The sequence below is a fragment of the Acidobacteriaceae bacterium genome (assembly GCA_028283655.1).
Classification (GTDB): Bacteria; Acidobacteriota; Terriglobia; order Terriglobales; family Acidobacteriaceae; genus Granulicella.
On sequence record JAPWKE010000003.1, the window covers coordinates 198,195 to 222,660 of the forward strand.

19 protein-coding genes and 2 tRNA genes are annotated in these 24,466 nt (G+C 60.6%); 14 read left to right on the forward strand and 7 right to left on the reverse strand.

Annotation, left to right across the window (positions count from 1 at the left end; all coding sequences use genetic code 11):
* The first annotated feature begins 5 nt into the window (after window positions 1-5).
* Window positions 6-1,145: a DNA polymerase III subunit delta gene (gene holA / locus PW792_03645; protein ID MDE1161025.1), complete on the forward strand. Its 1,140-nt coding sequence runs from the start codon at window positions 6-8 to the stop codon at window positions 1,143-1,145.
* A 110-nt stretch (window positions 1,146-1,255) separates the two neighbouring features.
* On the opposite strand, the gene PW792_03650 is transcribed toward holA, so the two are convergent.
* Window positions 1,256-2,344 carry a hypothetical protein gene (locus PW792_03650; protein ID MDE1161026.1) on the reverse strand — a complete coding sequence of 363 codons (1,089 nt, stop codon included), beginning with the start codon at window positions 2,342-2,344 and terminating at the stop codon, window positions 1,256-1,258.
* Between the two features lie 42 nt (window positions 2,345-2,386).
* On the opposite strand from PW792_03650, the gene PW792_03655 reads away from it, so the two are divergent.
* From PW792_03655 to PW792_03665, 3 genes are all read left to right on the forward strand, one after another.
* Window positions 2,387-4,309: a CocE/NonD family hydrolase gene (locus PW792_03655; GenBank protein MDE1161027.1), complete on the forward strand. Its 1,923-nt coding sequence runs from the start codon at window positions 2,387-2,389 to the stop codon at window positions 4,307-4,309.
* Window positions 4,310-4,495: 186 nt separating this feature from the next.
* A complete protein-coding gene (locus tag PW792_03660) occupies window positions 4,496-5,425 on the forward strand; it encodes a tyrosine recombinase (protein ID MDE1161028.1) in 930 nt (309 codons plus the stop codon).
* The gene (locus tag PW792_03665) at window positions 5,422-6,405 is read left to right on the forward strand and encodes a tyrosine recombinase XerC (protein MDE1161029.1); all 984 of its coding nucleotides are present in this window, start codon (window positions 5,422-5,424) and stop codon (window positions 6,403-6,405) included. The genes PW792_03660 and PW792_03665 overlap by 4 nt, the downstream gene beginning before the upstream one ends.
* A 21-nt stretch (window positions 6,406-6,426) precedes the next feature.
* Here PW792_03665 and PW792_03670 read toward each other — a convergent pair whose 3' ends face one another.
* The 5 genes from PW792_03670 to PW792_03690 form a co-directional block, all read right to left on the reverse strand.
* On the reverse strand, window positions 6,427-7,698 hold the full coding sequence (locus PW792_03670; GenBank protein ID MDE1161030.1) for a GGDEF domain-containing protein: 1,272 nt from the start codon (window positions 7,696-7,698) through the stop codon (window positions 6,427-6,429).
* Window positions 7,699-7,797: 99 nt separating this feature from the next.
* Entirely contained in the window at window positions 7,798-8,121 is a 324-nt protein-coding gene (locus tag PW792_03675) for a rhodanese-like domain-containing protein (GenBank protein ID MDE1161031.1), read from the reverse strand.
* Between the two features lie 202 nt (window positions 8,122-8,323).
* On the reverse strand, window positions 8,324-9,343 hold the full coding sequence (locus PW792_03680) for an MBL fold metallo-hydrolase (GenBank protein ID MDE1161032.1): 1,020 nt from the start codon (window positions 9,341-9,343) through the stop codon (window positions 8,324-8,326).
* Window positions 9,343-12,372, reverse strand: coding sequence for a preprotein translocase subunit SecA (gene secA / locus PW792_03685; GenBank protein MDE1161033.1), 3,030 nt, complete (start codon window positions 12,370-12,372; stop codon window positions 9,343-9,345). The genes PW792_03680 and secA overlap by 1 nt, the downstream gene beginning before the upstream one ends.
* A gap of 92 nt (window positions 12,373-12,464) precedes the next feature.
* On the reverse strand, window positions 12,465-12,791 hold the full coding sequence (locus PW792_03690; GenBank protein MDE1161034.1) for a hypothetical protein: 327 nt from the start codon (window positions 12,789-12,791) through the stop codon (window positions 12,465-12,467).
* Window positions 12,792-12,861: 70 nt separating this feature from the next.
* Between PW792_03690 and PW792_03695 the strand changes: the two genes are divergently transcribed.
* Window positions 12,862-14,259, forward strand: coding sequence for a M28 family peptidase (locus tag PW792_03695; protein MDE1161035.1), 1,398 nt, complete (start codon window positions 12,862-12,864; stop codon window positions 14,257-14,259).
* A gap of 108 nt (window positions 14,260-14,367) precedes the next feature.
* On the opposite strand, the gene PW792_03700 is transcribed toward PW792_03695, so the two are convergent.
* Entirely contained in the window at window positions 14,368-14,934 is a 567-nt protein-coding gene (locus PW792_03700; GenBank protein ID MDE1161036.1) for a thioredoxin family protein, read from the reverse strand.
* 238 nt (window positions 14,935-15,172) lie between these two features.
* On the opposite strand from PW792_03700, the gene PW792_03705 reads away from it, so the two are divergent.
* From PW792_03705 to PW792_03745, 9 genes are all read left to right on the forward strand, one after another.
* On the forward strand, window positions 15,173-16,705 hold the full coding sequence (locus tag PW792_03705) for a sulfatase (GenBank protein MDE1161037.1): 1,533 nt from the start codon (window positions 15,173-15,175) through the stop codon (window positions 16,703-16,705).
* A 13-nt stretch (window positions 16,706-16,718) separates the two neighbouring features.
* Window positions 16,719-18,101, forward strand: a complete 1,383-nt coding sequence (locus PW792_03710; GenBank protein ID MDE1161038.1) for a dipeptidase — start codon at window positions 16,719-16,721, stop codon at window positions 18,099-18,101.
* A gap of 3 nt (window positions 18,102-18,104) precedes the next feature.
* The gene (locus PW792_03715; GenBank protein ID MDE1161039.1) at window positions 18,105-18,689 is read left to right on the forward strand and encodes a molybdenum cofactor guanylyltransferase; all 585 of its coding nucleotides are present in this window, start codon (window positions 18,105-18,107) and stop codon (window positions 18,687-18,689) included.
* Between the two features lie 4 nt (window positions 18,690-18,693).
* Window positions 18,694-19,641, forward strand: coding sequence for an ATP-binding cassette domain-containing protein (locus tag PW792_03720; protein ID MDE1161040.1), 948 nt, complete (start codon window positions 18,694-18,696; stop codon window positions 19,639-19,641).
* A 127-nt stretch (window positions 19,642-19,768) separates the two neighbouring features.
* Window positions 19,769-21,283, forward strand: coding sequence for a sugar transferase (locus tag PW792_03725; GenBank protein MDE1161041.1), 1,515 nt, complete (start codon window positions 19,769-19,771; stop codon window positions 21,281-21,283).
* A 17-nt stretch (window positions 21,284-21,300) separates the two neighbouring features.
* The gene (locus tag PW792_03730) at window positions 21,301-22,980 is read left to right on the forward strand and encodes an NAD+ synthase (protein ID MDE1161042.1); all 1,680 of its coding nucleotides are present in this window, start codon (window positions 21,301-21,303) and stop codon (window positions 22,978-22,980) included.
* A 44-nt stretch (window positions 22,981-23,024) separates the two neighbouring features.
* Window positions 23,025-24,032 carry a thioredoxin domain-containing protein gene (locus tag PW792_03735; GenBank protein ID MDE1161043.1) on the forward strand — a complete coding sequence of 336 codons (1,008 nt, stop codon included), beginning with the start codon at window positions 23,025-23,027 and terminating at the stop codon, window positions 24,030-24,032.
* 143 nt (window positions 24,033-24,175) lie between these two features.
* A tRNA-Gly gene (locus tag PW792_03740) sits at window positions 24,176-24,250 on the forward strand.
* A gap of 89 nt (window positions 24,251-24,339) precedes the next feature.
* Window positions 24,340-24,414: transfer RNA gene (locus PW792_03745), tRNA-Cys, on the forward strand.
* Window positions 24,415-24,466: the final 52 nt, after the last annotated feature.

Here is a 24,466-nt window from a genome sequence, read left to right on the forward strand (position 1 = left end):
TTGTCATGGTTGAGGGGATTGCAAAAGGGCTGAAGAGTTTTGCGGCGGTGGATCGGTTTCTGGCCGAGGTGCAGGGTGATGCCCGCAAGCCGGGCTATGTGCTGCTGGGTGATGAAGCGTATCTGCAGCAAAGGGCGCGGCGTGGTGTGCTGGATGCGTTGCTGTCGCCGGAGATGCGCGAGTTCTCGCTGCATGACCTGGACCTGAGCAACGATATGACGATCTTCGATGTGCTGGATCTGGCGCAGACGCCTTCGTTGATGGCTCCGTTTCAGGTACTGTTTGTCCGCAATGTGAAGTCGTTGTATGGGCGTGGGTCGAAGAAGGAAGAGTTTGCGGCGCTGGATGGTTATTTTCGACGACCGAACCCGGGTGCTCTGCTGATCTTTGTAGCGGACCATGTGTCGCTGCCGCAGGATTTGCGGCGTATGGACATGACGGAGAAGGAGCGCGCAGAGAAGATTCGCGAGACGCTGGGCGATGGCTGTGGGATGGTCGAGTTGCAGCGCGTGAGCGAGGATGACGCGACGGAGTGGGTGCGACGGGCGTCGCAGGCGAAGGGTGTGGAGTTTACTCCGGATGCGGCGCGGGAACTGGTGGACTCGCTGGGTGCGGAGATGCTGGCGATTGAGAGTGAGGTGGAGAAGCTGTCGCTTTATGCGAGTGCTCATGCGAAGCCGCGACTCGATGTGTCGGATGTGGAAGAGATGGTTGCGGCAGCGAAGCAGCGCGGGATCTATGAGCTGACGGATGCGATCAGCCAGAAGGATGCGCCGCGTGCGCTGGCGTTGCTGCACGGGTTGCTGAATGCGTCAGAAGGTGGCGAGGATGCGGCGATTGGGCATGTGTTCACGCTGGCAAAGACGTATCGGCAGATGCTGGTGCTGAACGAAAACCGTGTGACCGATCAACGAGCGATGTGGGGCGTGTTGTGGCCGGGGTTCCGTGTGGCCCCGTTTGCGGCGGACCAGTTGATCGCGCAGGCTCGGCGGTATCGTGACCGCACGGAGTTGCGGCGCGGGTTGCGCTGGATTGCGAAGGCCGATGTGGAACTGCGGTCGAGCCCGCCGGATAAGCGGCTGGTGCTGGAGCGGCTGGTGATGCGGTTGGTGGGACGCGAGAAGGCTGTGGCTGCCGAGGTTTAGGTGGCTGGGTGGGGAAAGAAGACGCGAAGGCCGCGAATGTTTCGCCGCGAAGATAAAGGCGAACACGGCGAACGCTGAGAGGCACGGTGGGACACGGAGGTGATCTGTGGCTAATGCGGGTGTCGCTTGCCGATGATGGCGGGTGAGTCTTCTGAAGGGACGGCGTGTGGGTCGTCGAGTTGTTCCTGCGGGATAATTGGCGCGGTTGCGCCGGTGATGCGGAGGGTTGTGGCGTCACGGCGTGGGCTTTCGATCGCAATGGAGTGAGTGCCTTCAAAGCCGTGGTGCGGGCGCGGGAAGCTGACGATGTAGCGGGCGCGGAGCAGGCGGAAGGTGTCGGCGATGTCCTTGGCGGCATCCTGGGGTTCTGCGGCCATGACAACGCCGCCGCTGCCGCTGGCGATGGAAAGGAGATTATCGGACGCTTCGTCGGTCGCGAAGGCGTCTGGGTGCGGGCTGTTCTGGATGAGCCGTGAGATACCAAAGTGATTGGCGTAGTAGCGCCAGCGATCCCTATAACCGAAAACTGCGATGCCCTGGGTGGAGGTGTACTCCTTGATTTGTTGCCAGGTGGGTTTGCTGTGGTCCTCATCCCCCTGAGTGACGACGAGGAGCACACGGCGACCGTGCTGCTTGCCGAGCCATTGGGCAACGATGGCCATGGAGCCGAGCAATGGTGGTGATGAGTTGTTGCAGTTGTGGTGTGGACCGGCAGGGCGCAGAGCATGGGACGCTCTCAGGTTGTTGATCGCTTCTTCCAGTTGCAGTGTGGTGGGTGAGGAGAAGGTGGCATTGGTTTGTGCGAGGCCGCAGTCGACAGCGTAAAGACGAAGAGAGTCCTGCGGCAGGAGCAGGCTGGGCGCCAGTTGCGCGAACTGCTTCGTGAACTCATTGAGGTACTTCGTTTGAGAGCCGGCATCTTCGAAGAGGACGGCCATGGCGATGGGGTCATCGCTTTCGGGGTGGACGTCGGTGGGATGAAACGGCTTGCCCGAGTCGAGCGAAAGCAGGATGCTTTGACGGTCGAGGTTGGGGACGGGATTGGCGTCGTCGTCGAGGATAAGCGCGGCGAACTGGATGCGGTCGGCGTAGACGTGCAGCGTGTAGTCGGGGTCGGCGGGGGGCGGCGCAGGGGTTTGCGCGGACGCGAACAGCGTGCTCGATAGAAGCAGCGTTATGAGAAGCAGTCTGCGGAACACGCGAGTAGTATCGCAGAAGCAATGCTTTGCGGAGGATATGGGATGCGAAAGGCGTTTGTTGGCGCAGCTTTGGCGCTGGCTTTTGGGGGCGGAAGTGTTGTGTGGGCGCAGACGGCCAGTGACCCGGTGAAGGACGCTGTGGCGTTTGTGAGCGAGCACTCTGACAAGCATGAGTATCGCATTCCGATGCGCGATGGCGCGAAGCTCTATGTGAAGGTGTGGGCACCGAAGGATGGCTTTGCCGACAAGGGGCCGTACCCGATTCTGATGTCGCGTACACCGTATAGCTGTGGCGATTACGGTGGGACGAAGCGGATGCCGAGCGTGACGGGGAACCCGGCGCTGCTGATGAGCGGCTACATCCTGGTCTGCGAGGATGTGCGCGGACGCTGGGCGAGCGAAGGCACCTGGTATGAGATGACTCCGTCACATGATGGCAAGGGTGTGGACGAGTCCAGCGATATGCACGACACCGTGGACTGGTTGCTGAAGCATGTGCCGAATAACAACGGGCGTGTGGGCATTATGGGCATTAGCTACCCGGGGTTCTATACGGCGGCGAGCATTGTGGACTCGCACCCGGCGATCAAGGCGGCAAGTCCGCAGGCCCCGATCATCGATCTTTGGATGGGCGATGATGCTTATCATGGCGGCGCGTTCATGCTGAGCGCGAACCACTCGTTCTATGCGCCGTTCTTCCGTCCGCAGAAGAACCCGACGACGGAACGCGAGAAGGCGACGTTCAAGTTTCCGACGCAGGACATGTACCAGTACTACCTGGGGATGGGAACGCTCGGGAAGCTGGACTCTCCTGCGGGTGGAACGAATCCTTACTTCCATGACCAGGTGGCGCACTCAGAGTATGGGCCTTACTGGCAGGCGCGAGATATCGGGCTGCATCTGCATGGCGTGAAGGCGGCTGTGATGAACGTTGGCGGATGGTTCGATGCGGAGGACCTGGCAGGGCCGGTGCATTCGCTGCACCAGATCGACAAGCTGAGCCCGGAGGCTCCGGCGAATACGCTGGTCGAGGGGCCGTGGGTGCATGGTGGATGGGCGCGGTCGGACGGATCGCGACTGGGCGATGTCGAGTTTGGATCGAAGACGGCGGAGTTCTACCGCGAGAAAATTGAAGCGCCGTTCTTTGAGCACTACCTGAAGGGCAGGGCGTGGGACGGACTGCCGAAGGCGTATGTGTTTGAGACGGGCAGCGATGTGTGGCGCAAGTATGACGCGTGGCCGCCGAAGCCTGCGGTGGCGAAGGAGCTGTACTTTCAGCCGGATGGTGGGTTGGCATGGAGCGTGCCCACCGAGGCGAAGAGCAGCGACAGCTATGTGAGCGATCCGGCGCACCCGGTGCCGTTTACGCCGTACGTGACGGGGCCGGATGTTCCGCAGCGCTACATGGATGATGACCAGCGTTTCGCGCTGACGCGTGGTGACGTAATCGCTTACGAGACGGCTCCGCTGACAGAGGATGTGACGATTGTGGGGCCGGTGAAGCCGAGTTTGATGATTGCTTCAACGGGAACTGATTCGGACTTTGTGGTGAAGTTGATTGACGTGTACGCGGAGGACTTCAAGCAGGCGGATGAAGAACCGGTTAGCGGGAAGCGTTCGCAGGCTCCGCCGGTGGTGATGCAGGGCTACCAGATGCTGGTTCGTGGTGAGCCGTTCCGCGCGAAGTATCGCGAGAGCTGGACGGCACCGTCGCCGCTGGTTCCGGGCAAGGTGACGAAGGTGGCGTTCACGATGCAGGATGTGAACCACACGTTCCTGAAGGGCCACCGGATTATGGTGCAGGTACAGAGCTCGTGGTTCCCGCTGGTGGACCGCAATCCACAGGTGTTCATGGATATCTACAAGGCGAAGCCGGAGGATTTCAAGCCGGCGACAGAGACGGTGTTCCATGAGTCCGGAGCGGCGAGCGGTGTGCAGGTGCTGGTGATGCCGGGCGTTCGCTGACAGGGATACGAAAAGAAAACGCCAAGGCGCTAAGTGCGCCAAGGTTCGCCAAGAAAGGCTAAAGAACGGCGCAGAGGGCGCCGAGTTATCCGCAGAGATTGTGGAGAGGCTCGGTGCCCTTTCTGCTGTTATCGGGGATGGTTCGGTGGGATGGCTTTGCGGGGCCGCTGTGCTGAGAATGGAAGGATGGGTGCGGAGAGCAACGCGGTGCTGCTGAAGGAGTATGCGATGCATCTGCGCGTAGAGCGCGGGCTGCGTCCGCTGAGCTGCGAAGCGTATGCAACGGACCTGGGGATGTTTGCGGAGTTCCTCGAAGGCCGCAATGTTGTGTTGATGGTGGCAAGGCAGGACGAGGTCAGCGGCTTCATGCAGCATCTGCGCGAGCATGGGCAGGAGTCGCGGTCGGTGGCGCGGAAGCTGAGCTCGCTGCGGGGCTTCTATCGCTGGCTGCTGAAGGACAAGCGCATCACGCATGATCCTACGGTGAATATCGAAAGCCCGAAGGCGTGGAAGGTGTTGCCGAAGAGTCTGCCTGCGGCAGATGTGAACGAGATGCTGGAGCGTACGGGCGCGGCCGCTCGGATGGCGGATGCGGATGGGATTGCGTTGCGCGACCATGCGATGCTCGAGCTACTGTATGCGGGTGGGTTGCGTGTGGGGGAGATTGTGGCGCTGCGCGAAGAGGATCTGCGGCTGGATGTGCAGAGCGTGCAGGTGCGGGGCAAGGGCGACAAAGAACGCATTGTGCCGATTCATGCGAAGGCTGTTGCGGCGATTGAAGAGTATGTTCAGCGAGGGCGCACGGAGCTTGTGCGGCGTGCGAAGAGTGGAAGCGGATTGCAGCGTGCGTTGTTTCTGAGCGCGCGTGGCAGAGTGATGACGACGGCCTCGGTGTGGGAGATGGTGAAGTCGCTGAATCGCAATGCGAGCCCGCATAAGTTGCGGCATTCGTGCGCGACGCATATGGTGGAGCGTGGAGCGGACCTGCGTACGGTGCAGACGATTCTGGGTCATGCGGACATTGCGACGACGCAGGTGTATACGCATCTGGCGATCGATCGGTTGAAGCAGGTGCATCGGCAGTTTCATCCGAGAGCGAAGCGGGTGGGAGCGTGAGCTCGACCTTTGAGTCGCTGGCGGAACGCTACCTTGCGATGCTGCGCGATGAGCGCGGATCGAGCGAGCATACGCTGCGTGCGTATCGCCGCGAGGTGGGTGACTTCGCGGCGTTTCTTACGGAAATGTTTGGAGCCCATGGCGATGTGCGGCGCGTGGAGCACACGCATATCCGTGCGTACATGGCGGCACTATTTGATCGTGGGCTGACGAAGGCGAGTGTGGCTCGCGCGCTGGCTGCGGTGCGGAGCTGGTTCAAGTGGATGGCGCGGGCGGGTGTGATTGAAGCCAACCCTGCGGTGCTGGTGCAGACGCCGAAGCTGCCGAAGCATCTGCCGCGTGTGCCGAGCATGGCTGAGGTGAATGGCGTGCTGGATTCGCTGGAGCAGGTTCCGATAGCGAAGAAGAGACAGTCGAACACCGAGGGCACAGAGGATCACGGAGTATGGCCGGAGAGAGACCGCGTGATCTTTGAGCTGCTCTATGGCTGCGGGATTCGCAACTCGGAGCTGTGTGGTTTGGACCTGGAGAATATTCTGTGGCGTGATGATGCGGTGCGGGTGTTTGGCAAGGGAAGCAAGGAGCGCATTGTGCCGCTGGGGGACGCTGCCGCGCAGGCGATGAAGGCGTATCTGCCGCAACGCGCAGAGCGGCTGGAGCGTGCAGGTAAGGGCAAGATGGTGGAGGCCGGACCGCTGCTGTTGAATGCCCGGATGCGTGGAGAGTGCAGGCTGACGACGCGCAGCGTGGGGCGCATTGTGAAGGGGATTGCTGTGCGCGGAGGGCTGGCTGCGGATGTGCATCCACATACGCTGCGCCATGCGTTTGGAACGCACATGTTGGAAGAGGGAGCCGATCTGCGCGCGATCCAGGAGATGCTGGGGCATGAACGGTTGTCGACGACGCAGCGGTACACGCAGCTTACGGTGGGACAGGTGCAGCGCGTGTATGACGCGACGCATCCGCGAGCGACAGAGTAGTCCGTACACGCAGAAGCAGAATTACGCGCTGAAGGTCTTTGCGGGAAGAGCTTCGTTCACGAACATATTGGCAGAGTGGACGCGGTTGCGGCCTGCAGCCTTCGCAGCATAGAGCGCCGTATCGGCAGCGTGGAGAAGATCTCTCGGCGTATCGAGATGGGGGCCGGGAGTGGTTGCGACGCCGCCACTCACGGTTGTGAAGAGAGTGAGAGCAATGTTGGAGTCGCTGGCTGCGGGAGCGCCGGCGAGTTCGATCATGCGGCGAATGCGCTGGGCGACTCGAATGGCAAGAGCATGTGCGGTGTCGGGCAAAAGGATGACAAACTCTTCGCCACCGTAACGTGCGGCGTAATCGTCTTTGCCGCGAAGCGATTGCAGGATGAGTTGCGAGACACGACGGATGACCTCGTCTCCGTACAGATGCCCCTGCGTGTCGTTGACGCGTTTGAAGTTGTCGATGTCGAAGAGGATGACGGAGAGCGGTTTTGCTGTGGCGTGAGACTGCTTCCATAGCTCGACATAGCGGCGCTCGAAGGCGGCCCGATTGCCGAGGCCTGAGAGGGCATCGTGTGCAGAGAGCCGGGCGAGTTCGCTGTTGAGCGCGATGAGTTGCCGATGCTGGAGGTCTGTGCGAATGCCGAGCAGGAAGGTGAGGCGGGACTCGCGTTCCAGGCTGTAACCGGCTATGAGGATGAAGAGTTCGCCCCAGAGGATAGGGGTTGCTGTGTAGATACGCGAGTGCGTGTTGAGTGTCGGGTCATGAGCAAGCGCGATGACTTGAATAAGGATGAAGATTGCGGTGAGGATGCTGGCGTATTTGAAGCGCAAACGCACGACAACGATGGCGAGCAGTTGCGTCGTGAGTACGCTGACCTGAGCGGCAGAGCTAAGCGAACGTGTGAGGCCGCTGTAAAGCGCAATGTTCGAGAGCGCTACCAGGGTTGCGGCAACCACAATGTTGCTTTCGCGCACGGTGTGGCTCTCGTTGGTGTTCAGCGTATTGGCAAAGATGAGCAGTGGAAGAACGAGCAGCAGGCGAATGCCGAGTGCGAGTGCCAGGCGTTCCGGGATGAACGCGGCGTCGCCGACCAGAAGGAGCGCATAGACAGCAATGCACATCCATCCGAGCTGAGCTCGGCGGAGGGCGCGTTTCGGTGCGCCGGAGTTGAGGAACTGCGCTTCCAGCGCTGACGAAAAGCTGAAACGTGTGAAAGGGTGCTTTTGCAGTCGGCGGATCGCGAGCTCAACGTGTTCGATCGTGTAGGCAGCCGGGTTGGACACTTCGTTACTCATCTTCAACGGTAGAAGCTTGGTGCCCTGGGCTCCATGGCACCAAGGGGGGAGCGACGACTACTTGTGTGTCATCCTTTGCACTATTGGGTGGATGGAAGCTCAGTAACGCGGAACGGAGGGATCGATGACGCTGGACCATAGATCGATGCCGCCGGAAACCGATTGCGCGCGCGAAAATCCCTGCTGCTGCAGCCAGTTTGCGACGGAGAGCGAACGGGCACCGTGATGACAAAGCACTGCAATGGCCTGGTCTTCGTCGAGTTCGCTGAAGGCGCGTGACGGAACTTCACCCATCGGCATCAGCTTGGAGCCCGGGATGCTGGCGGTGTCGTACTCCCACTGTTCCCGTACGTCGAGCAAGAGGGGAGGCGTAGTGCTGGAGAGCTGTGCTTTGAGCTGGTCAACCGTAATTTCTAGATTCATAAGTGGAAGCATAGATCGTTACTTACAGTAAAAGGTTTTGCGTGAACGGGATTTTTCCCGTACGGCTGCATCTCTATGAGAAATAAGGACACCCGGATGCTCTGAATGTTGTGTCCCAGAGTGAAATAATCTGCACGCGAACGGTTCATCGCTGGTGAAGAGCAATTATCTCGTGTCTCAGTAAGTTAGACGGCAACTGTAGCTATTTGAGTTTTCCCGGGATCGCGTTTGTCTCTTGGAAGGTTGCGGCTTCTTCTCCATCCAGCGGAGCTATGGGTGCCGGGATGTGACTGATTTTTAGACGACGATCGAGGATGATCTGCGTGCTGTCGCGGCCGACGAGCAGTGGGCCGAGGTATCCGGCTTTGCGTGTGCGGCTGCGTAGAGTCGCGTCCGGCACGTTGCCCTTGGTGACGATATGGGAGTAGACCGCGAGTCTTGGATGCGCGGCGCGGAAGAGCTCGGAGGTCTGCGTGATGGCGAGTAGTTTGGCGAAGACGGGTCTCCACTTCGGCAGGCTCTCCTGCTCGGGAGTTCCAGCGGCTACGTTCGCGATCAGGATGTCTGCGTTGGCTGCTGCTGCGGTGAGCGCGGGCGTGAGCGTGCAGTCGCCGGTGAGGAAGACACTGTGCTCTGCGTTAGCGATGCGGTAGGCGAAGGCCGGGGCTCCGTCGGCGTGGCTGACGGTGGTGGGGGTGATGGTCAACGAGCCGAGGTGGATGGGTTGCTGGTCGGCTACTTCGATGACGTGGACATCGAGGTTGCGCGCGAGGGCTGTGGGGTTGGCGCGGGCGGAGAGGTCATGCGCGTACATGGCACGCATGCCGTCGATCATGGACTGCGTGCCGCGCGGGCCGTAGACGGTGAGCGGCGTGGTGCGATGCAGCAGGAACCAGGGGGTGATCCAGAGGTCCGGGAGGCCGCTGATGTGGTCGCTGTGCAGGTGCGTGAGGAAGACCGTGGTGACTGTGGCCGGATTGATGCGCGCGCGGTAGAGGTTGGCGAGCGTGTTGCGGCCTGCGTCGACGAGGATGGCTTGATGGTCGCTCTGGATGAGCGTGGCGATGCCGCTGCGGCTGGGCGTGAGCTCCGGGCCGCCCGTGCCGACGAGAGTGACGGTGATCTGTTGGGCGTGAGCGGAGATAGCCAGGAAGAAGAGCAAAGAGAACAGCCGCAGGACTTGAGTCCGTGCGGCTGTTGCTTGCTTGCGTTGGAAACGCATTATGCGTTGGCTCCGTGGCACTTTTTGTACTTTTTGCCGGAGCCGCAGGGGCAGAGGTCGTTACGACCAACCTCGGGACCAGAGCGGTGCGGCGTGTTGGGCGTGCCGGGGTCTGCGGTTCCGGGGACAGCGCCGCTTTCACGCGTCATGCCAAGTTCGCGCTGCTTGCGGGCTTCGAACTCACGCTCGAGCGCGTCGATGGTGGTGTGGGCCGCCTGCTGCTGAGGTGCACCGAGCGCCTGATGCGAGAACTGTGCCGGGATCTGCTGCGCTGCGGCAGCGAGTTGCTCCTGCTGCGCCATGTGCGCGTCGTACGCGGCCTGCTGGGCTGCGGCCATTGCGGACTGCAGAGCCTGAAGCTGCTCGGCGGACTCGATGGGCGTGCCGTCGGGAGCGAGGATCTGCATACGGAAGAGATGACGCGCGGTCTGCTCCTGGAAGGAGAGCATCATCTGCTCGAACATGTCGAAGGACTCCTTCTTGTAGGCAACGAGCGGGTCCTGCTGCGCGTAGCCGCGGAGCCCGATGCCTTCCTTGAGGTGGTCCATGTTGAGGAGGTGGTCCTTCCAGAGCTGGTCGAGCACGGAGAGCATGACGACGCGCTCGTGGTAACGCATGGTGTCGGAGGAGAGGATGCTTTCCTTCACCGCGTAACGCTTGCCGAGTGCTTCAAAGACGGCGTCGCCGAGTTCGCGGCGCGTCATGCTGGAGGCGTTGGGAATCTCTTCGGCAAGCTTCGCGCCGAAGACGTCTTCGACACCGTTAAAGAGGTTCTCGAGGTTCCACTGGTCGGGGTGCTGCGAGGCCGGAGCGAACTGGTCGAGGATGCCGGAGAGGATCGTCGCGGTGTAGTCCTCGGTGATGAGTTCGCGCTGTTCGACGCCTTCCATGAGCTGGCGGCGGAGCATGTAGACGGCCTCGCGCTGCTTGTTCATAACGTCGTCGTACTCGAGCACGTGCTTACGTGATTCGAAGTTCTGCGATTCGACAGCCTTCTGTGCGGCTTCGATGCGGCGCGAGATCATCTTGCTTTCGATCGGCACGCCTTCTTCCATGCCGAGCGACTGTAGCAGGGTGGAGACCCACTCACGCGCGAAGATACGCATGAGATCGTCTTCGAGCGAAAGGAAGAAGCGCGAGCTGCCGGGGTCGCCCTGACGACCGGCGCGGCCGCGAAGCTGGTTGTCGACGCGGCGTGATTCGTGGCGTTCGGTACCGAGGATGTGCAGACCACCGGCTTCGAGCACGGCTGCCTGTTCGATCTTGGTGGCAGCCTGGTGTGCGGCGAAGACTTCGTTGTACTTCTCTTCCGTGACCTCGAACTCCTGCGACTGGTAGAGGAAGCGGACGAAGCCGGGTGCGGCGTTGGGTGAGATTTCGCCTTCGACCGCAGAGAGCGCGCGAGCGAGGTTCCGCTTCACGAGATCCTGGCGTGCCATGAACTCGGCGTTGCCACCGAGCAGAATGTCGGTACCGCGGCCAGCCATGTTGGTGGCGATGGTGACCATGCCGAGGCGGCCGGCCTGGGCGACGATCTCGGCTTCCTTCTCATGGAACTTTGCGTTCAGCACGACGTGGCGGACGCCCTTGCGCTGCAGGATGCTGGAGAGCAGCTCGGACTTTTCGATGCTCGTGGTGCCGACCAGCACAGGACGCTTTTCGGCGTGGAGCTTCTCGATTTCGTCAGCGACAGCGAAGTACTTTTCCTGCGACGTGCGGTAGACGACGTCGGGGTTTTCGATGCGCTGCATCTTGCGGTTGGTGGGGATGACGACGATGTCGAGCTTGTAGATGCTGTCGAACTCAGCGGCTTCTGTTTCGGCCGTACCGGTCATGCCGGAGAGCTTCTTGTAGAGGCGGAAGTAGTTCTGGAAGGTGATGGTGGCGAGGGTCTGGTCTTCCTTGCGGACCTCGACGCCTTCCTTGGCTTCGACGGCCTGGTGCAGGCCATCGGACCAGCGGCGGCCCGGCATCAGGCGACCGGTGAAGGTGTCGACGATGATGACTTCGCCGTCCTTGACGATGTACTCCACATCGCGCGTGTAGAGCGCGTGCGCCTTAATGGCGGTCTCGATGTGGTGCTTCATGTCCCAGTTTTCGGGGTCAGCGATGTTACCGATACCGAGAAGCTTTTCGATCTTTTCCCAGCCTTCGTCGGTCACGGTGACAGCGCGTGCCTTTTCGTCGACGACGTAGTCGCCCGACCAGGTCTTGGTGTCGATGGTTTCGATCAGCTCACCGGCTTCGAGGCCGGGGATGATCTTATCGGCGATGGCGTACTTGTCGGTCGTCTTATCCGTGGGGCCGGAGATGATGAGCGGCGTACGGGCTTCGTCGATGAGGATGGAGTCGACTTCGTCGACGATGCAGTAGTACTGGTCGCGCTGCACCATCTGCGAGAGCTCGAACTTCATATTGTCGCGCAGGTAGTCGAAGCCGAGTTCGTTGTTGGTGCCGTAGGTGATGTCGCAGGTGTAGGCAGCCTGGCGCTCGGCGTCGTCGAGTTCGTGCGTGATGACGCCGACGGAGAGACCGAGGAAGCTGTAGACCTTGCCCATCCACTCGGCGTCGCGCTTGGCGAGGTAGTCGTTGACGGTGACGACGTGAACACCCTTGCCGGCGAGCGCGTTGAGGTAGCAGGGAAGGGTGGCGACGAGCGTTTTGCCTTCACCGGTCTTCATTTCGGCGATCTTGCCGGAGTGGAGAACCATGCCGCCGATCATCTGCACGTCGTAGTGGCGCATACCGATGATGCGTCCTGCGCCTTCACGAACGACGGCGAAGGCTTCGGGCAGGATGGCGTCCAACTCGCGCTGCTCGGCTGCCTTGATTTCGGCGGGATCGGTGAGGTCCTTGCGGGCGTCTTCGATGCGCTGCTGGAAGGCTGCGGTCTTGCCGCGGAGTTCGTCGTCGGTGAGCTTCTTGAGCGACTCTTCGAAGCTGTTGATCTGATCGAGGACGGGCATCATGCGCTTGACGGCGCGCTCGTTGGAGGTGCCAAACACTTTGGCGAGGGTCTTGTTGAACACAGTAGGTCCTTGATTTTCGGTGGGCGCAGAAGTATGCGCGAGAGTGCTGCTGAGGCCTGCCTGAGGCGAGGGCCGAAAGGGGAGCGACGAGGCTAGAGCCGAGTCGCGGGTGTTGCGGTGCGTGCGTGGATGCTGGCCGTTTGCGCTACAGGTGCGGGCGGAGCCCAAACAAGGGTGCGCTGTGCCTGAGCTTCAGCAGAGAGCTGAAGTGGCTGTGTGGCTTCCGGACGTGCAGGCTCGGGGTGCTCGTTTGCGTTGGCCCTGGCGGCCGCACGGGCGGCCTCGGCTGCGTGGCGCAGCAGGAGCACGTCGATGTAGCGGCCGGTAAAAATGTTCTCGCGCGCAGGCTGGGCGCTGGCAGAAGCCAGCGAGGACAGCAGCAGCAAAAGGCAGGCGAGATGGCGTGGACGCAAAGACACGTTACTTCCTAGTTTAGACGCACGCGAGCAGGATATAGGATGGGCGTGAATTCTGGAGGAACGGAAACTAATGGTTTGGATAGCACGGGCGGCGGTCGCAGCGGTATTGGCAGGGGCTTCGGTGGGCGTTTTGGCGCAGCAACCGGCCCCGTGGACGGTGAAACCGGAGTGGGTGAAGGCCCATGAGGAGTTTCTCGCCAGTGATGTGCTGGCGGGGCGCGGATCGGCCACTCGCGATGAGGAAATTGCCGCAACTTACGTTGCCAGCGAGTTTGAGGGCTATGGTCTGAAGACGGCGCCGGGGATGAGCAGCTATATCCAGAGCGCGGAGTTGCAGGGGCCGATGCTGAACGGGCACGCCCAGTTGGTGGCGGGCGACCAGACGTTTGTAGAAGGCAAGGACTTTGATCTGCTGATGGTCGGCGGCGGAGCGACGAGCGGACGCGTGCTGAAGGTTCCTGCGAGTGATGCGGGTTCGAAGAGTGATCTGCAGCAGAACGCGGTGTTGCTGACGGACGTTGCCACGAACCGGGCGCTGGGTTCGGCGCGCGAGTTGTCGGGAGCGCAGGCGGCGATGATTCTGCTGCCTGAGGATGCGTCGACGGACAGGATGCTGACGATGTTTGGCGGAAAGCCGCGAGTTCCTGCGGCACTGAAGGAAGGGCAGTTGAAGCCGGGACGGGGAACAGTGCTGGCGCTGTATCCGGAGGCGTACAAGAAGCTGCTTGCGGTGAAGCAAAGTTCGCCGATATCCCTGAAGCTATTCGGCACAAACCAGACGGAGCGCAAGACGTACAACGCGATCGGCTATCTGAAAGGCACGGACCCGAACGCGGGGACGATTCTGCTGACGGCGCACCTCGATCACCTGGGCACGGGCAAGCCGGTGAACGGCGACGGCATCTGGAACGGGGCGAACGACGATGCTGCCGGAACGACGGCTGTACTGGAGATGGCGCACGCGCTGGCGGCTGGGCCGAAGCTTCGTCGCAGCGTGCTGTTTGTCTGCTATGGATCGGAGGAGATGGGAGAGTTTGGCTCGCTGTACTTCGGCGCGCACTCGCCGGTGCCGCTGAAGGAGTTGATCGCGAACCTCGAGTTCGAGATGATCGGCAACCAGGATCCGAAGATGCCGAAGGGCGTGCTGTTGCTGACCGGCTATGACCGCTCGAACCTGGGGCCGACGCTGAAGGAGCATGGTGCGCTGGTGGGGCCTGATCCTTATCCGGAAGAGCACTTCTTTGAGCGTTCGGACAACTATCAGCTTGCTCTGAAGGGGGTCGTGGCGCACACGGCGGCGGGATGGGGAACGGTGCCGACGTATCACCAGCCGGACGACGATCTGGCGCATCTCGACCTGCCGTTCATGACGACGGCGATCCAGTCGCTGATCGAACCGATTCGGTGGCTGGCTTCGAGCGACTTCGTGCCGAAGTGGAATCACGGCGGCCAGCCGAAGGGTGATTAGAGCGGTGCTTAGCGCGTAGGGGATAGAGAGTAAAGCGTAGAGGGCTTCTGCGGCGGGCGATTTGCTGGCTGCGGAAGCCCTCTTTGTTTGTGACTTAGCGTTTGTGACTTAGCGGAGGCGCTTGGCCATGGCTTCGAGGTAGGTGCGGGTGTCGGTGAGGTCCTGTGCGGAGAGTGTGGGGGCCGTCTGCTTGAGCATCGCTATGTACCAGTCGATCTCGGAGGGGAGGACGGGATAGCCGATGTTGCTCTTCTTATCGCCGTTCAGATAAGAGTTCGTGATTGGCTTGCCGTTAGGGCTGGTGACGATGAGGAAGGGGAAGCCTGGTTCGGTGGCCGCTCCCAGGGCGGAGCGGAGTTTTTCGCCACCGGGAGTGTCGCTGTGTTTGGAGTCGCCGGGGCGCTCGCCGACGTCGATGCGTTCGACGACGAAGGCCTTTTCGGTGATGGCCTTCATCTTCGGGTCTTCGAGGAAGCGCTCGTAGAGTTTGCAGGGACCACACCAGGAGGCGGAGAAGACGAGCAGCACGTTCTTGTGCTCGGTGGTGGCTTCGGTGCGAGCGTGGGCGAAGATGGCTTCGGCGGTTTCCGGCCCGGCTGCTTTTGCGGGGTGTGCCGCTGAGATCGTAAGGACTAGGACGGCTGCTGCGGCTAGTTTGCGGAACGGGTTCGGCATGGGACTCGACTCCTGAAGGATGAGGTGGCGTCAGGATACATTGCGACGGCTTTGCGCTAGGATGGGCGTCAAACGCAGCTGTTCATTGCAGGAAACCGCTGGCAGAGTTGGGCGCGACCGTGCATGTGGATAATCTGGTAGTGGATGGCGAAGGCACGGTGACGGTCTTCCGCGACCCGATGGGCGCGACGATGGCGATCTTTCAGCAGAAGCAGTAACCAGCGAAAGAGGTTCGGTTTTGGCAACGATCACACGACGTTCGATGATGGCGAAGATGGCAGCGGTTGCGGCGACACTGGCGGTGAAGAGTCCGCTGGAAGCACAGGTGGCAAAGGCTCGGCCGAACATTCTGTATGCGTTGGCCGATGACTGGGGCTGGCCTCATGCGTCGATCGCCCATGATGCGGTGGTGAAGACGCCAACGTTCGATCGTGTGTGTCATGAAGGGGTGATGTTCACGAATGCGTTCGTGGCCGCGCCTTCGTGTACGCCTTCGCGGGCTGCGATGTTGACCGGGCAGTGGCCGTGGCGGTTAGGAGAAGGTACGAACCTTTCGAGCACGCTGCCGGTGAAGTATCCGGTGTATCCAGATCTGCTGGAAGCGGCTGGGTACTTCGTGGGGTATGTGGGGAAGGGGTGGGACCCGGGTGTGGTGGAGGCCGGTGGCCGCAAGAGGAATCCGGCGGGCGACAAGTACGAGAGCATCGAGGCGTTCTTCGCGGCGAGGCCGGAGGGCAAGCCGTTCTGCCTGTGGTTTGGCAGTCATGATCCGCATCGCCCGTACAAGGATGAGCAGTACAAGGGAGTGATTGATCCGGCGAAGGTGGTGGTGCCTCCGTATCTTCCTGATTCGCCCGAAGTACGGCAGGACATTGCGGATTACTACTTTGCGGTGGAGCGCTATGACCGCGATACGGGGGCAATTCTGGCACGGCTGGAGAAGAGCGGTGAGCTTGACCAGACGATGGTGGTCATGGCGGGCGATAACGGCTGGCCGTTTGCGCGCGCGAAGGCCGGAATCTATGACGTGGGGACGCATGTTCCGCTGGCCGTGCGCTGGAAGGGGCATACCCGTGTAGGCGCGGTGGAGGAGCAGTTTGTGAGCCTGGAGGACATTGCTCCGACGTTCCTCGAAGCTGCTTCGGTGAAGATCCCGGCGGAGATGACAGGCCGGCCGTGGCAGCCGCTGCTTCGGTCGGGAGCAAAGCAGCCGGGACGCGATAGCGTGCTCACGGGCATGGAGCGCCACATGGGCGCGCGCGGCCGGGTGAATCCGGCAGGGTATCCGATGCGTGCGCTGCGCACGAAGGAGTGGCTGTACATCCGCAACTTCAAGCCGGAACGTTATCCGGCGGGCGACCCGGCGTGCAGGCCGGTGACGCATGAGCAGTTGAAGACGTCTACGTATTCGGGCTATGCCGATATCGATGCGGGGCTGAGCAAGGCGTACCTTGTGGAGCATAAGGATGAGGTGCCGGTTGAACCGAAGTTCGAACTGGCGACGGGACGGCGTCCTGCGCAGGAGCTTTATTACATGCCGGAGGATCCTTACCAGCTGAAGAATTTGGCCGGTGAGGCGAAGTACCAGGCGAAGCTGAAGCAGATGGATGCGGAGTTGATGCGGCAGTTGCGGCTGACGGATGATCCTCGATTGAGGGGCGTAGAGTTGGATCGTCAGCCGTTGCGTCATACGGGAAATTTTGAGGCCGAGCGGGTGAAGGCGTTTGAAGACTGCCCGGCTGATCCGATGGTGGCACCGGAACGAAAGTAGGAGCGAAGCAACGATGGGCAATGCAGCGAAGTTTGCGCAGGAACATGGCGCGCGGTTTGTAGATGAGTTGAAGGATTTGTTGCGGATTCCGTCCGTGTCGACGGCGCCGGAGCATGTAGACGATGTTCGCAAGGCCGCACAGTTTGTGGCCGATCATCTGAAGGCTGCAGGGCTGGAGAATGTTCGGCTGATTGAGACCTCGACGGCTGAACGTAAGGGGCATCCGCTGGTTTATGCGGATTGGCTCCATGTGCCGGGCAAGCCGACGGTGCTTTGCTACGGGCACTATGATGTTCAACCCGCGGAGCCGTTGGAGGAGTGGAAGTCGCCGCCGTTTGAGCCGACCGAGCGTGATGGCAACATCTATGCGCGTGGTGCGGTGGACGACAAGGGCCAGCTCTGGATGCATGTGAAGGCGCTGGAGTCGTTGCTGAAGGCGGATGGCACGCTGCCCGTGAACATCAAGGTCATCATCGAGGGTGAGGAAGAGGTTGGCGGCGAAGGCATTGCGGCGTTTGTGCGCGAGCACGGCGATGTGCTGAAGGCCGATGCCGCGCTGGTGAGCGATACCGAGATGTTTGCGCCGGAGTTGCCGACGCTGTGCGTTGGGTTGCGCGGCATGATTTACACCGAGCTTGAGGTTCGAGGAGCAGCGACGGACCTGCACTCAGGCATGTACGGCGGTGCGGCCCCGAATCCGTTCGTCGCGCTGGCGCAGATGATTGCTCTGATGAAACGCGCGGACGGCCACATTGCGATCCCGGGTTTCTATGACAACGTGGAAGCACCGACGAAGGCTGAGCTGGAGGCATGGCGCTCGCTGCCGTTCGATGAAGAGCACTATCGCAAGACTGAGGTGGGCTCGCCTGCGCTGACGGGTGAGGAAGCGTTCAGCGTGCTCGAGCGTACATGGTCGCGCCCGACGATGGACGTTCATGGAATGCCTGGCGGCTTTATCGGCGCAGGGGCGAAGACGGTGATTCCGGCCAAGGCTGTGGCGAAGATCAGCTTCCGCCTGGTGCCGGGGATGAAACCTGCCGAGACGTTTGCGAAGTACAAGAAGTTTGTCGAAGAGAACACGCCGAAGGGCGTAGTCGCTGAGGCGCGGATGATTCACTCGGGCGAGCCGATTGTGGTGTCCACCGATAACGATTACATCGGCGCTGCGGCTGAGGCGATGCACGAGGTCTGGGGCAAGGACACGGTATATGTGCGTGGCGGCGGTTCGATTCCGATCGTAGGCGACTTCGTGCGCGAGCTTGGCATCCCGACGGTGATGATGGGGTTTGGTCTGCCGGATGACAATCTTCATGCACCGAACGAGAAGTTCCACTTGCCGAACTTCCATCGCGGCATCGCCTCGATCATTCGCTTCTTTGAGCTGGTAGGGAAGTAGGCGATGCAGCGTCTGCCGGTGCATGGGTTTGTGCTGGTGGGCGGGCAGAGCTCGCGCATGGGCACGGACAAGGCGCTGCTGCCGTTTCATGGCAGGCCGATGGTGGAGATCGCTGTCGGAAAGTTGAAGGAAGTGTGTGAGGTCGTTTCGGTTGTGGGCAACCGGGACGACCTCGCAGCGTTTGCCCCGGTGGTGCATGAGGCGCGTGTGGGCTGCGGCCCTGTGGCAGGGGTTGAGGCGGGGCTTGCCGCCGCAGAGCGTGCGTGGACGATGTTTATTCCCGTGGATGTGCCACTGGTTCCGGCGAGCGTGCTACACGAGTGGGCGGACGCGGTGCTGGCCCGTGACGAGGTCAGGGTGAGCCATTTGTTTGCCGAGGTAAACCAGCCTGCGTTCTGCATGGTGCAGCGGAGCTGCGAGGCAGCGGTGCACGCGAGCGTGGAAGCGGGGGAACGGCGGTTGCTGCGGCTGCTGTCGGGGCTGGAAGGTTACTGGCGCTACGATCTGCCATCACGGGAGGTGGAGCGATGGTTCGCCAACGTTAATACTCCCGAAGAATTGATTGCAGCGGAAGCTGCGTCATACTAGGCGTATGGCAACCGAGCCGAACCATCCCGAAGCGCCGCATGTGCATGACCCCGAGGAGCCGCTGACGGCGGATTTGACGCCGGATGTTGCGCCCGTGATGGCTGCATTTCTTGGAGAGGTCGCCGAGCATGTGGCTACGGAAGCGCCGCCGGATGTTTTTTCTTCCCATCAGGGCCGTGTGCAGGATGAGGTTGCCGCGCATGTAGGGCCGTACATTGCGTTTCAGCATGTCCATAAGGCGTTCGGAGACTTCACCGTGCTTGAGGATGTGAATTTTTATGTAAACGCCGGCGAGACGTTATGCATCCTCGGACGTTCGGGTGTGGGCAAGTCCGTGTCACTGCAGATTCTGATGGGCTTTCTGAAGCCGGACAGCGGCGTGGTGCTGGTGGCAGGACAGGACATTGCGCATTACAGCGAGCAGCAGATGCAGGACGTTCGCCGCAAGGTGACGATGGTATTTCAGAACGGCGCACTGTTTGACTCGATCTCGGTGGGCGAGAACGTGGCGTTTCCGCTGCGTGAGCGCGGTGACATGAACGAAGAGCAGATGCTGCAGGTGGTCAAAGGGCTGCTGGAGATGGTGGGCGTGGCGGGCATGGAAGACAAGCTGCCGAGCGATCTGTCGACAGGGATGAAGCGTTCCGTGGCGATTGCGCGGGCGCTGGCCGCGCAGCCTACGGCCGTGCTCTATGACGAGCCGACGACGATGGTGGATCCGCTGATGGGGCGATTGCTGGGCGACCTGATTCAACGTTTAAAGCAGCAGTTGCATCTGACTAGTATCGTTGTGACTCACGATATGCGATTCGCGGAAAAACTTGCAGACAGGGTTGTGTTTCTTCACGAAGGCAAGGCGCGCTTCTTCGGCACGATTGAGGAGTTGCGAGCGACGGAAGACCCGATTTTGAAAGAGTTTCTCGCGTTGGACGAGCTTGTTTTACCTCGCTGACCCGAAAGCCGCAGAGGGTTACTAAGGTACTGCGTGGTAGCCTACAGAAACACTCCAGCGCGCAGTTTCTGCGCTTTTAAAATAACGGCCTTTTGGCCTTAAAAGGCACAATCAAGGAGCCTTGCAGGTGACGACGCCCGACTATCTTGAGCAGATCGTAATCTCCAACCGGAGACGGCGAGAGAAGGCTCGAGCGCGAGGGCAAAACGGCCGGGTCAGCGTGTTTTCCGCTACCGCAGTCGCCTGGGGAGTACTGGACGGACTTTCTGCTGTTGTGGCCGGGTTGCTGGCCTTCCGCTGGGGAACTCACGTTTCCTTGCGTTCGTTGCACATGCAGGTCCACGGCTGGAACAGTTGGCTTCAGAACGCCACACTGCTTTCTTTCCTCTACCTGTTGGTTTTCGTTGCCTACTTTGTCGTTTCTGCGCGCTTTAATGGCCTCTATCGCTCGGTAGATAACTACAGCGGATTGCATGAACAGCGCCTCGTAGTGCAAACCGCATTAACCTCCAGCCTGTTGCTTTGCGGAACGCTGTATGTTCTTCCTGCGTATGAGGTTTCGCGGCTCTCCGTGCTGTACATGGTGCTGCTGACGATGGGGCTGGTGATGGTTCGCCGGGCGCTGTGGCGAAAGCTTCGCCAGCGGCAGTTTCTGGAAGGACTGGAGACGCGCAATGTGCTCATCATCGGTGATGGCCGTGTAGGACATGCGCTGAAGAACCACCTGGAAGCGTTGCCGCATATGGGCTTCCGCTTCAAAGGCTTTGTCACGCTGGAGGATCGCGAAGAGATTGCGGCTTCTTCGCAGGTGATTGGCAGCATAGCGAACTGCGTGGCGTTGGCTCGTTCGCTATTTGTCGATGAAATTTTCTTCTCTACACCTGCTGATAAGGCAACGGTCATTGGCGTTGTGGAAGAGGCTCGCGCGCTTGGTATCGATGTGCGTGTGGTGCCTGATTTGTATGATGGGCTGGCGTGGAATGCGCCGGTAGAGTACATCGGCCAGTTTCCGACGATTCCGCTGCACCGTGGAGATTTCCCGCGTGGCGCGTACATGGCGAAGCGCGTGATGGATGTGGTGCTCTCCTCGCTCATCCTGTTGGTCATCTCGCCGATCCTTGTGACGATTGCCTTGCTGGTTCGCTTCGACTCCGAGGGGCCGATTCTTTATCGGGCTGAGCGTATCGGTCGTAAGGGCCGCATGTTCAAGTGCTTCAAGTTCCGTTCGATGGTCTCCAATGCGGACAAGATCAAGAAAGACCTTGCCCACCTGAACGAGCGCAACGATGTACTGTTCAAGATCACGAACGACCCGCGCATTACGAAGGTCGGTGCACGGTTGCGTAAGTACTCGCTGGATGAACTGCCGCAGTTGTTCAACGTGCTGAAGGGCGATATGAGCCTGGTGGGGCCGCGTCCTCCGCTAGCCTCGGAGGTTGCGAAGTATGATCTTTCGCACCTTCGCCGTCTCGATGTGCTGCCCGGTATGACGGGGCTCTGGCAGGTAGAAGCGCGGCAGGATCCTTCGTTCGACAGCTACATTTCGTTGGACACGGCGTACGTCGAAAACTGGAATCTCATGCTGGATCTTCGGATTCTTGCGCGTACGGTGAGCGTTGTGTTGCAAGGCACAGGCTCTTAGCGCGTTAGACTAAGGTCGTGCGAATCGCGCTAGCCCAGATCAACCCGACTGTCGGGGACTTCGACGGAAATTACGCAAGAATTGCGAGCTTTTACGAGCGCGCAGTAGAGGCAGGCGTTGAGCTTGTCATGTTCCCTGAACTGGCGACGTGCGGCTATTGGCCCGCGGACCTGCTGGAGAAGGAAACCTTTCTGCTGAAGGCGGAAGAGACGCTTGTTCGCGTCGCTGCGCTGACGGCGGGCGAAGGCAAGCCTGCGATCCTGTGCGGCTCGGTACTGCGCTGTGAAGGCGCGGGAGAAAAGCCGGTGCGCAACGTCGCTGCCGTCTGCGACGGCGGCCAGATTCAGTTTGTGCAGACGAAGACTCTGTTGCCGTTCTACGACGTCTTCGATGAGCAGCGATACTTCGAGCCCGCCAACCAGGTTGGGCTGACGATGATTAAAGGTCAGCCGGTTGCGATCACAATCTGCGAAGACGCCTGGAACGACAAGATGTTCTGGCCGCGACAGGTGTATCCGGTCGATCCGGTGGAAGAGCTGATGAAGCAGTGGGCGGTGCTGCCGCAGCCGCTGAGCGGGCATCGCGTGATCCTGAACATTTCGGCGTCGCCTTACTGGCACAACAAGTGCGAGACGCGTTACCGGATGATCGGCGCGCTGGCCAAGCGGCATCGCGCGACGGTGGTCATGGTTAACCAGGTTGGTGCGAATGATTCGCTGGTCTTTGATGGTGCTTCGTTTGCGATGAACGCGAACGGGGAGCTGATGGCGCAGTCGCAGGCGTTTGTTGAAGATCTGGTGCTGCTCGACACGACTTCGACGGTAACGATCGAAGAGCCTGTGGACACTGTTGCCGCCGAGACCGCGCGTACGTGGGATGCGTTGGTCATGGGCACGCGTGATTATCTGCGGAAGTCGGGATTCAAGAAGGCTCTGATCGGGCTGAGCGGTGGCATTGATTCTGCACTGGTGGCGGCGATTGCTGTGGAAGCGTTGGGAGCGGAGAACGTTCTGGGTGTCGGTATGCCGAGCGAGTTTTCGTCAGAGGGCTCCGTGACGGACGCGCGCGAGCTGGCCGAGAACCTTGGAATTCGTTTTGAGATTGCGCCGGTGAAGTCGATCTTCGACGATTACACGCGGGTGCTGGAGCCGTTCTTTGCGGGCACGCCGTTCGGCCTGGCGGAGGAGAACCTGCAGCCGCGCGTTCGCGGCACGCTGCTGATGGCACTGTCGAACAAGACCGGTGCGCTGGTGCTGACGACGGGCAACAAGAGCGAGATGGCGACGGGATACTGCACGCTCTACGGCGACATGGTCGGCGCAATCGCGGTAATTGCGGACTGCTACAAGACCGAGGTCTACGCACTGAGCCGTTATGCTAACCGCGAGCGTAGGATCATCCCGCAAGAGACGTTGACCAAGCCACCGAGTGCGGAGCTTCGGCCGGGGCAGAAGGACACGGATTCGCTGCCGGAGTATGAGGTGCTCGACCCGATTCTTCGGCTGTATATCGAAGACCTGCTGCCAGCCGAGGAGATTGTTGCGCGGCTTGGTGTGGAGCTTGAGCTGGTGCACCGGATTATCCGTCTGGTAGAGATCAACGAGTACAAGCGCCAGCAGGCGGCGCCGGTGTTGAAGGTTTCGAAGAAGTCTTTTGGGCGCGGGCGACGGTTTCCGATCGTCGCAGTGCGTTCATAGCAAGTTTGTTGAAAGAAGAGGAGTAAAGCAGAGTGAACGTGGCGATGAAGACGGCAGTACTTGGTGTGTTGGGCGCAGTGGCTGTATTGGCAGCTTCTGCACAGACGGCGGAACCCGCAGCTCCGAAGCCGCAGGCTTCGGCACAGGCTGCGGTGGCAGCAGCGGCAGCAGCGAAGAACCCGTTCCCGCCGGTAAACCCGAAGAACTTTACAGCAGCAACGCCGACTCCGGCGGATGTGAACTCGTTCCTGAAGGAGCTTTGGGGTTATGACGAGAACCGTACCTGGAGCGTGGTAGGCATTCAGAAGACGCCTGCTCCCGGTGTTGCGAAGGTGACCGTGATGATCGCCGACAAGGCGCAGCCGGGCAAGGAAGCGTCGACTGTCTTCTATGTGACTCCCGATGGCAAGCATGCGCTGGCTGGTGAAGTGATCGACTTCGGCGCGCAGCCGTTTGCGGAGAAGAAGGCGACGCTGTTGGCTGAGGCCAAGGGGCCTTCGCGCGGAGCCAAGGGCGATGGTCTGCTGCTGGTAGAGTTTGCCGACCTGCAGTGCCCGCACTGCAAGGAAGCGCAGGACACGATGGACCAGCTTGCAACTGACTTCCCGCAGGCGCGCATCGTGTTTGAGAATTACCCGATCACCGAGATCCATCCCTATGCCGAAGAGGCTGCGGCGATGGGCGTGTGCGTGCGCAAGGCAAAGGGCGATCCTGCGTTCTTCACCTACGCGAGTGCGGTGTTTGAGGCCCAGGCTGCTTTGACAGCTTCCAACCACGAAGGCGCGCTGGCCACGGCAGTTACCCGTGCAGGAGCCGACGCGAAGGTTGTGGCCGCTTGTGCGGCAACTCCGGCGACGATCGCAGAGGTAAACGCAGAGCGCAAGCTGGGCGAAGACCTGGGCGTAAACCAGACGCCGACGCTGATGGTGAACGGCTGGGCTTTGCCGGTGGCCTCTGTACCGTACGAAGTATTGAAGAAGATGATCGCGTACCGCGCTGGTCTGGATGGCGTGACGGTGCACCTGCAGCCAACGCTGACGGAGCTGAAGTAAGCGAGTGAAGCAGGGGAGCGGGCGTCGAACGACGTCCGCTTCTTTGTTTATGCGGCTTCGGAGAGATTTCCTCAGAAGAGTACATTTCGTCGGGGTGGGCTTTGCATTTCAAGGCGGTTTCCGCTTATACTGGTTGAGGCAGGGCGGGAGTAGCTCAGTGGTAGAGTGCTTCCTTGCCAAGGAAGATGTCGCCGGTTCGACCCCGGTCTCCCGCTCCAAAAACACCCTCTTCGTGGTACACCCCCATTACAATTTGTGAGTGTTACCAATCTGGAGTCTCAGGTGTAAGCCGGTGTGTGTGTGTCGAGGCGCGGTACCCAAGTGGTAAGGGAGAGGTCTGCAAAACCTTTATGCGTCGGTTCGATCCCGACCCGCGCCTCCATCATAAAGTCATTGAAAATGAATGACGGTGGCTTTGCTTCCTAGATTTTGCG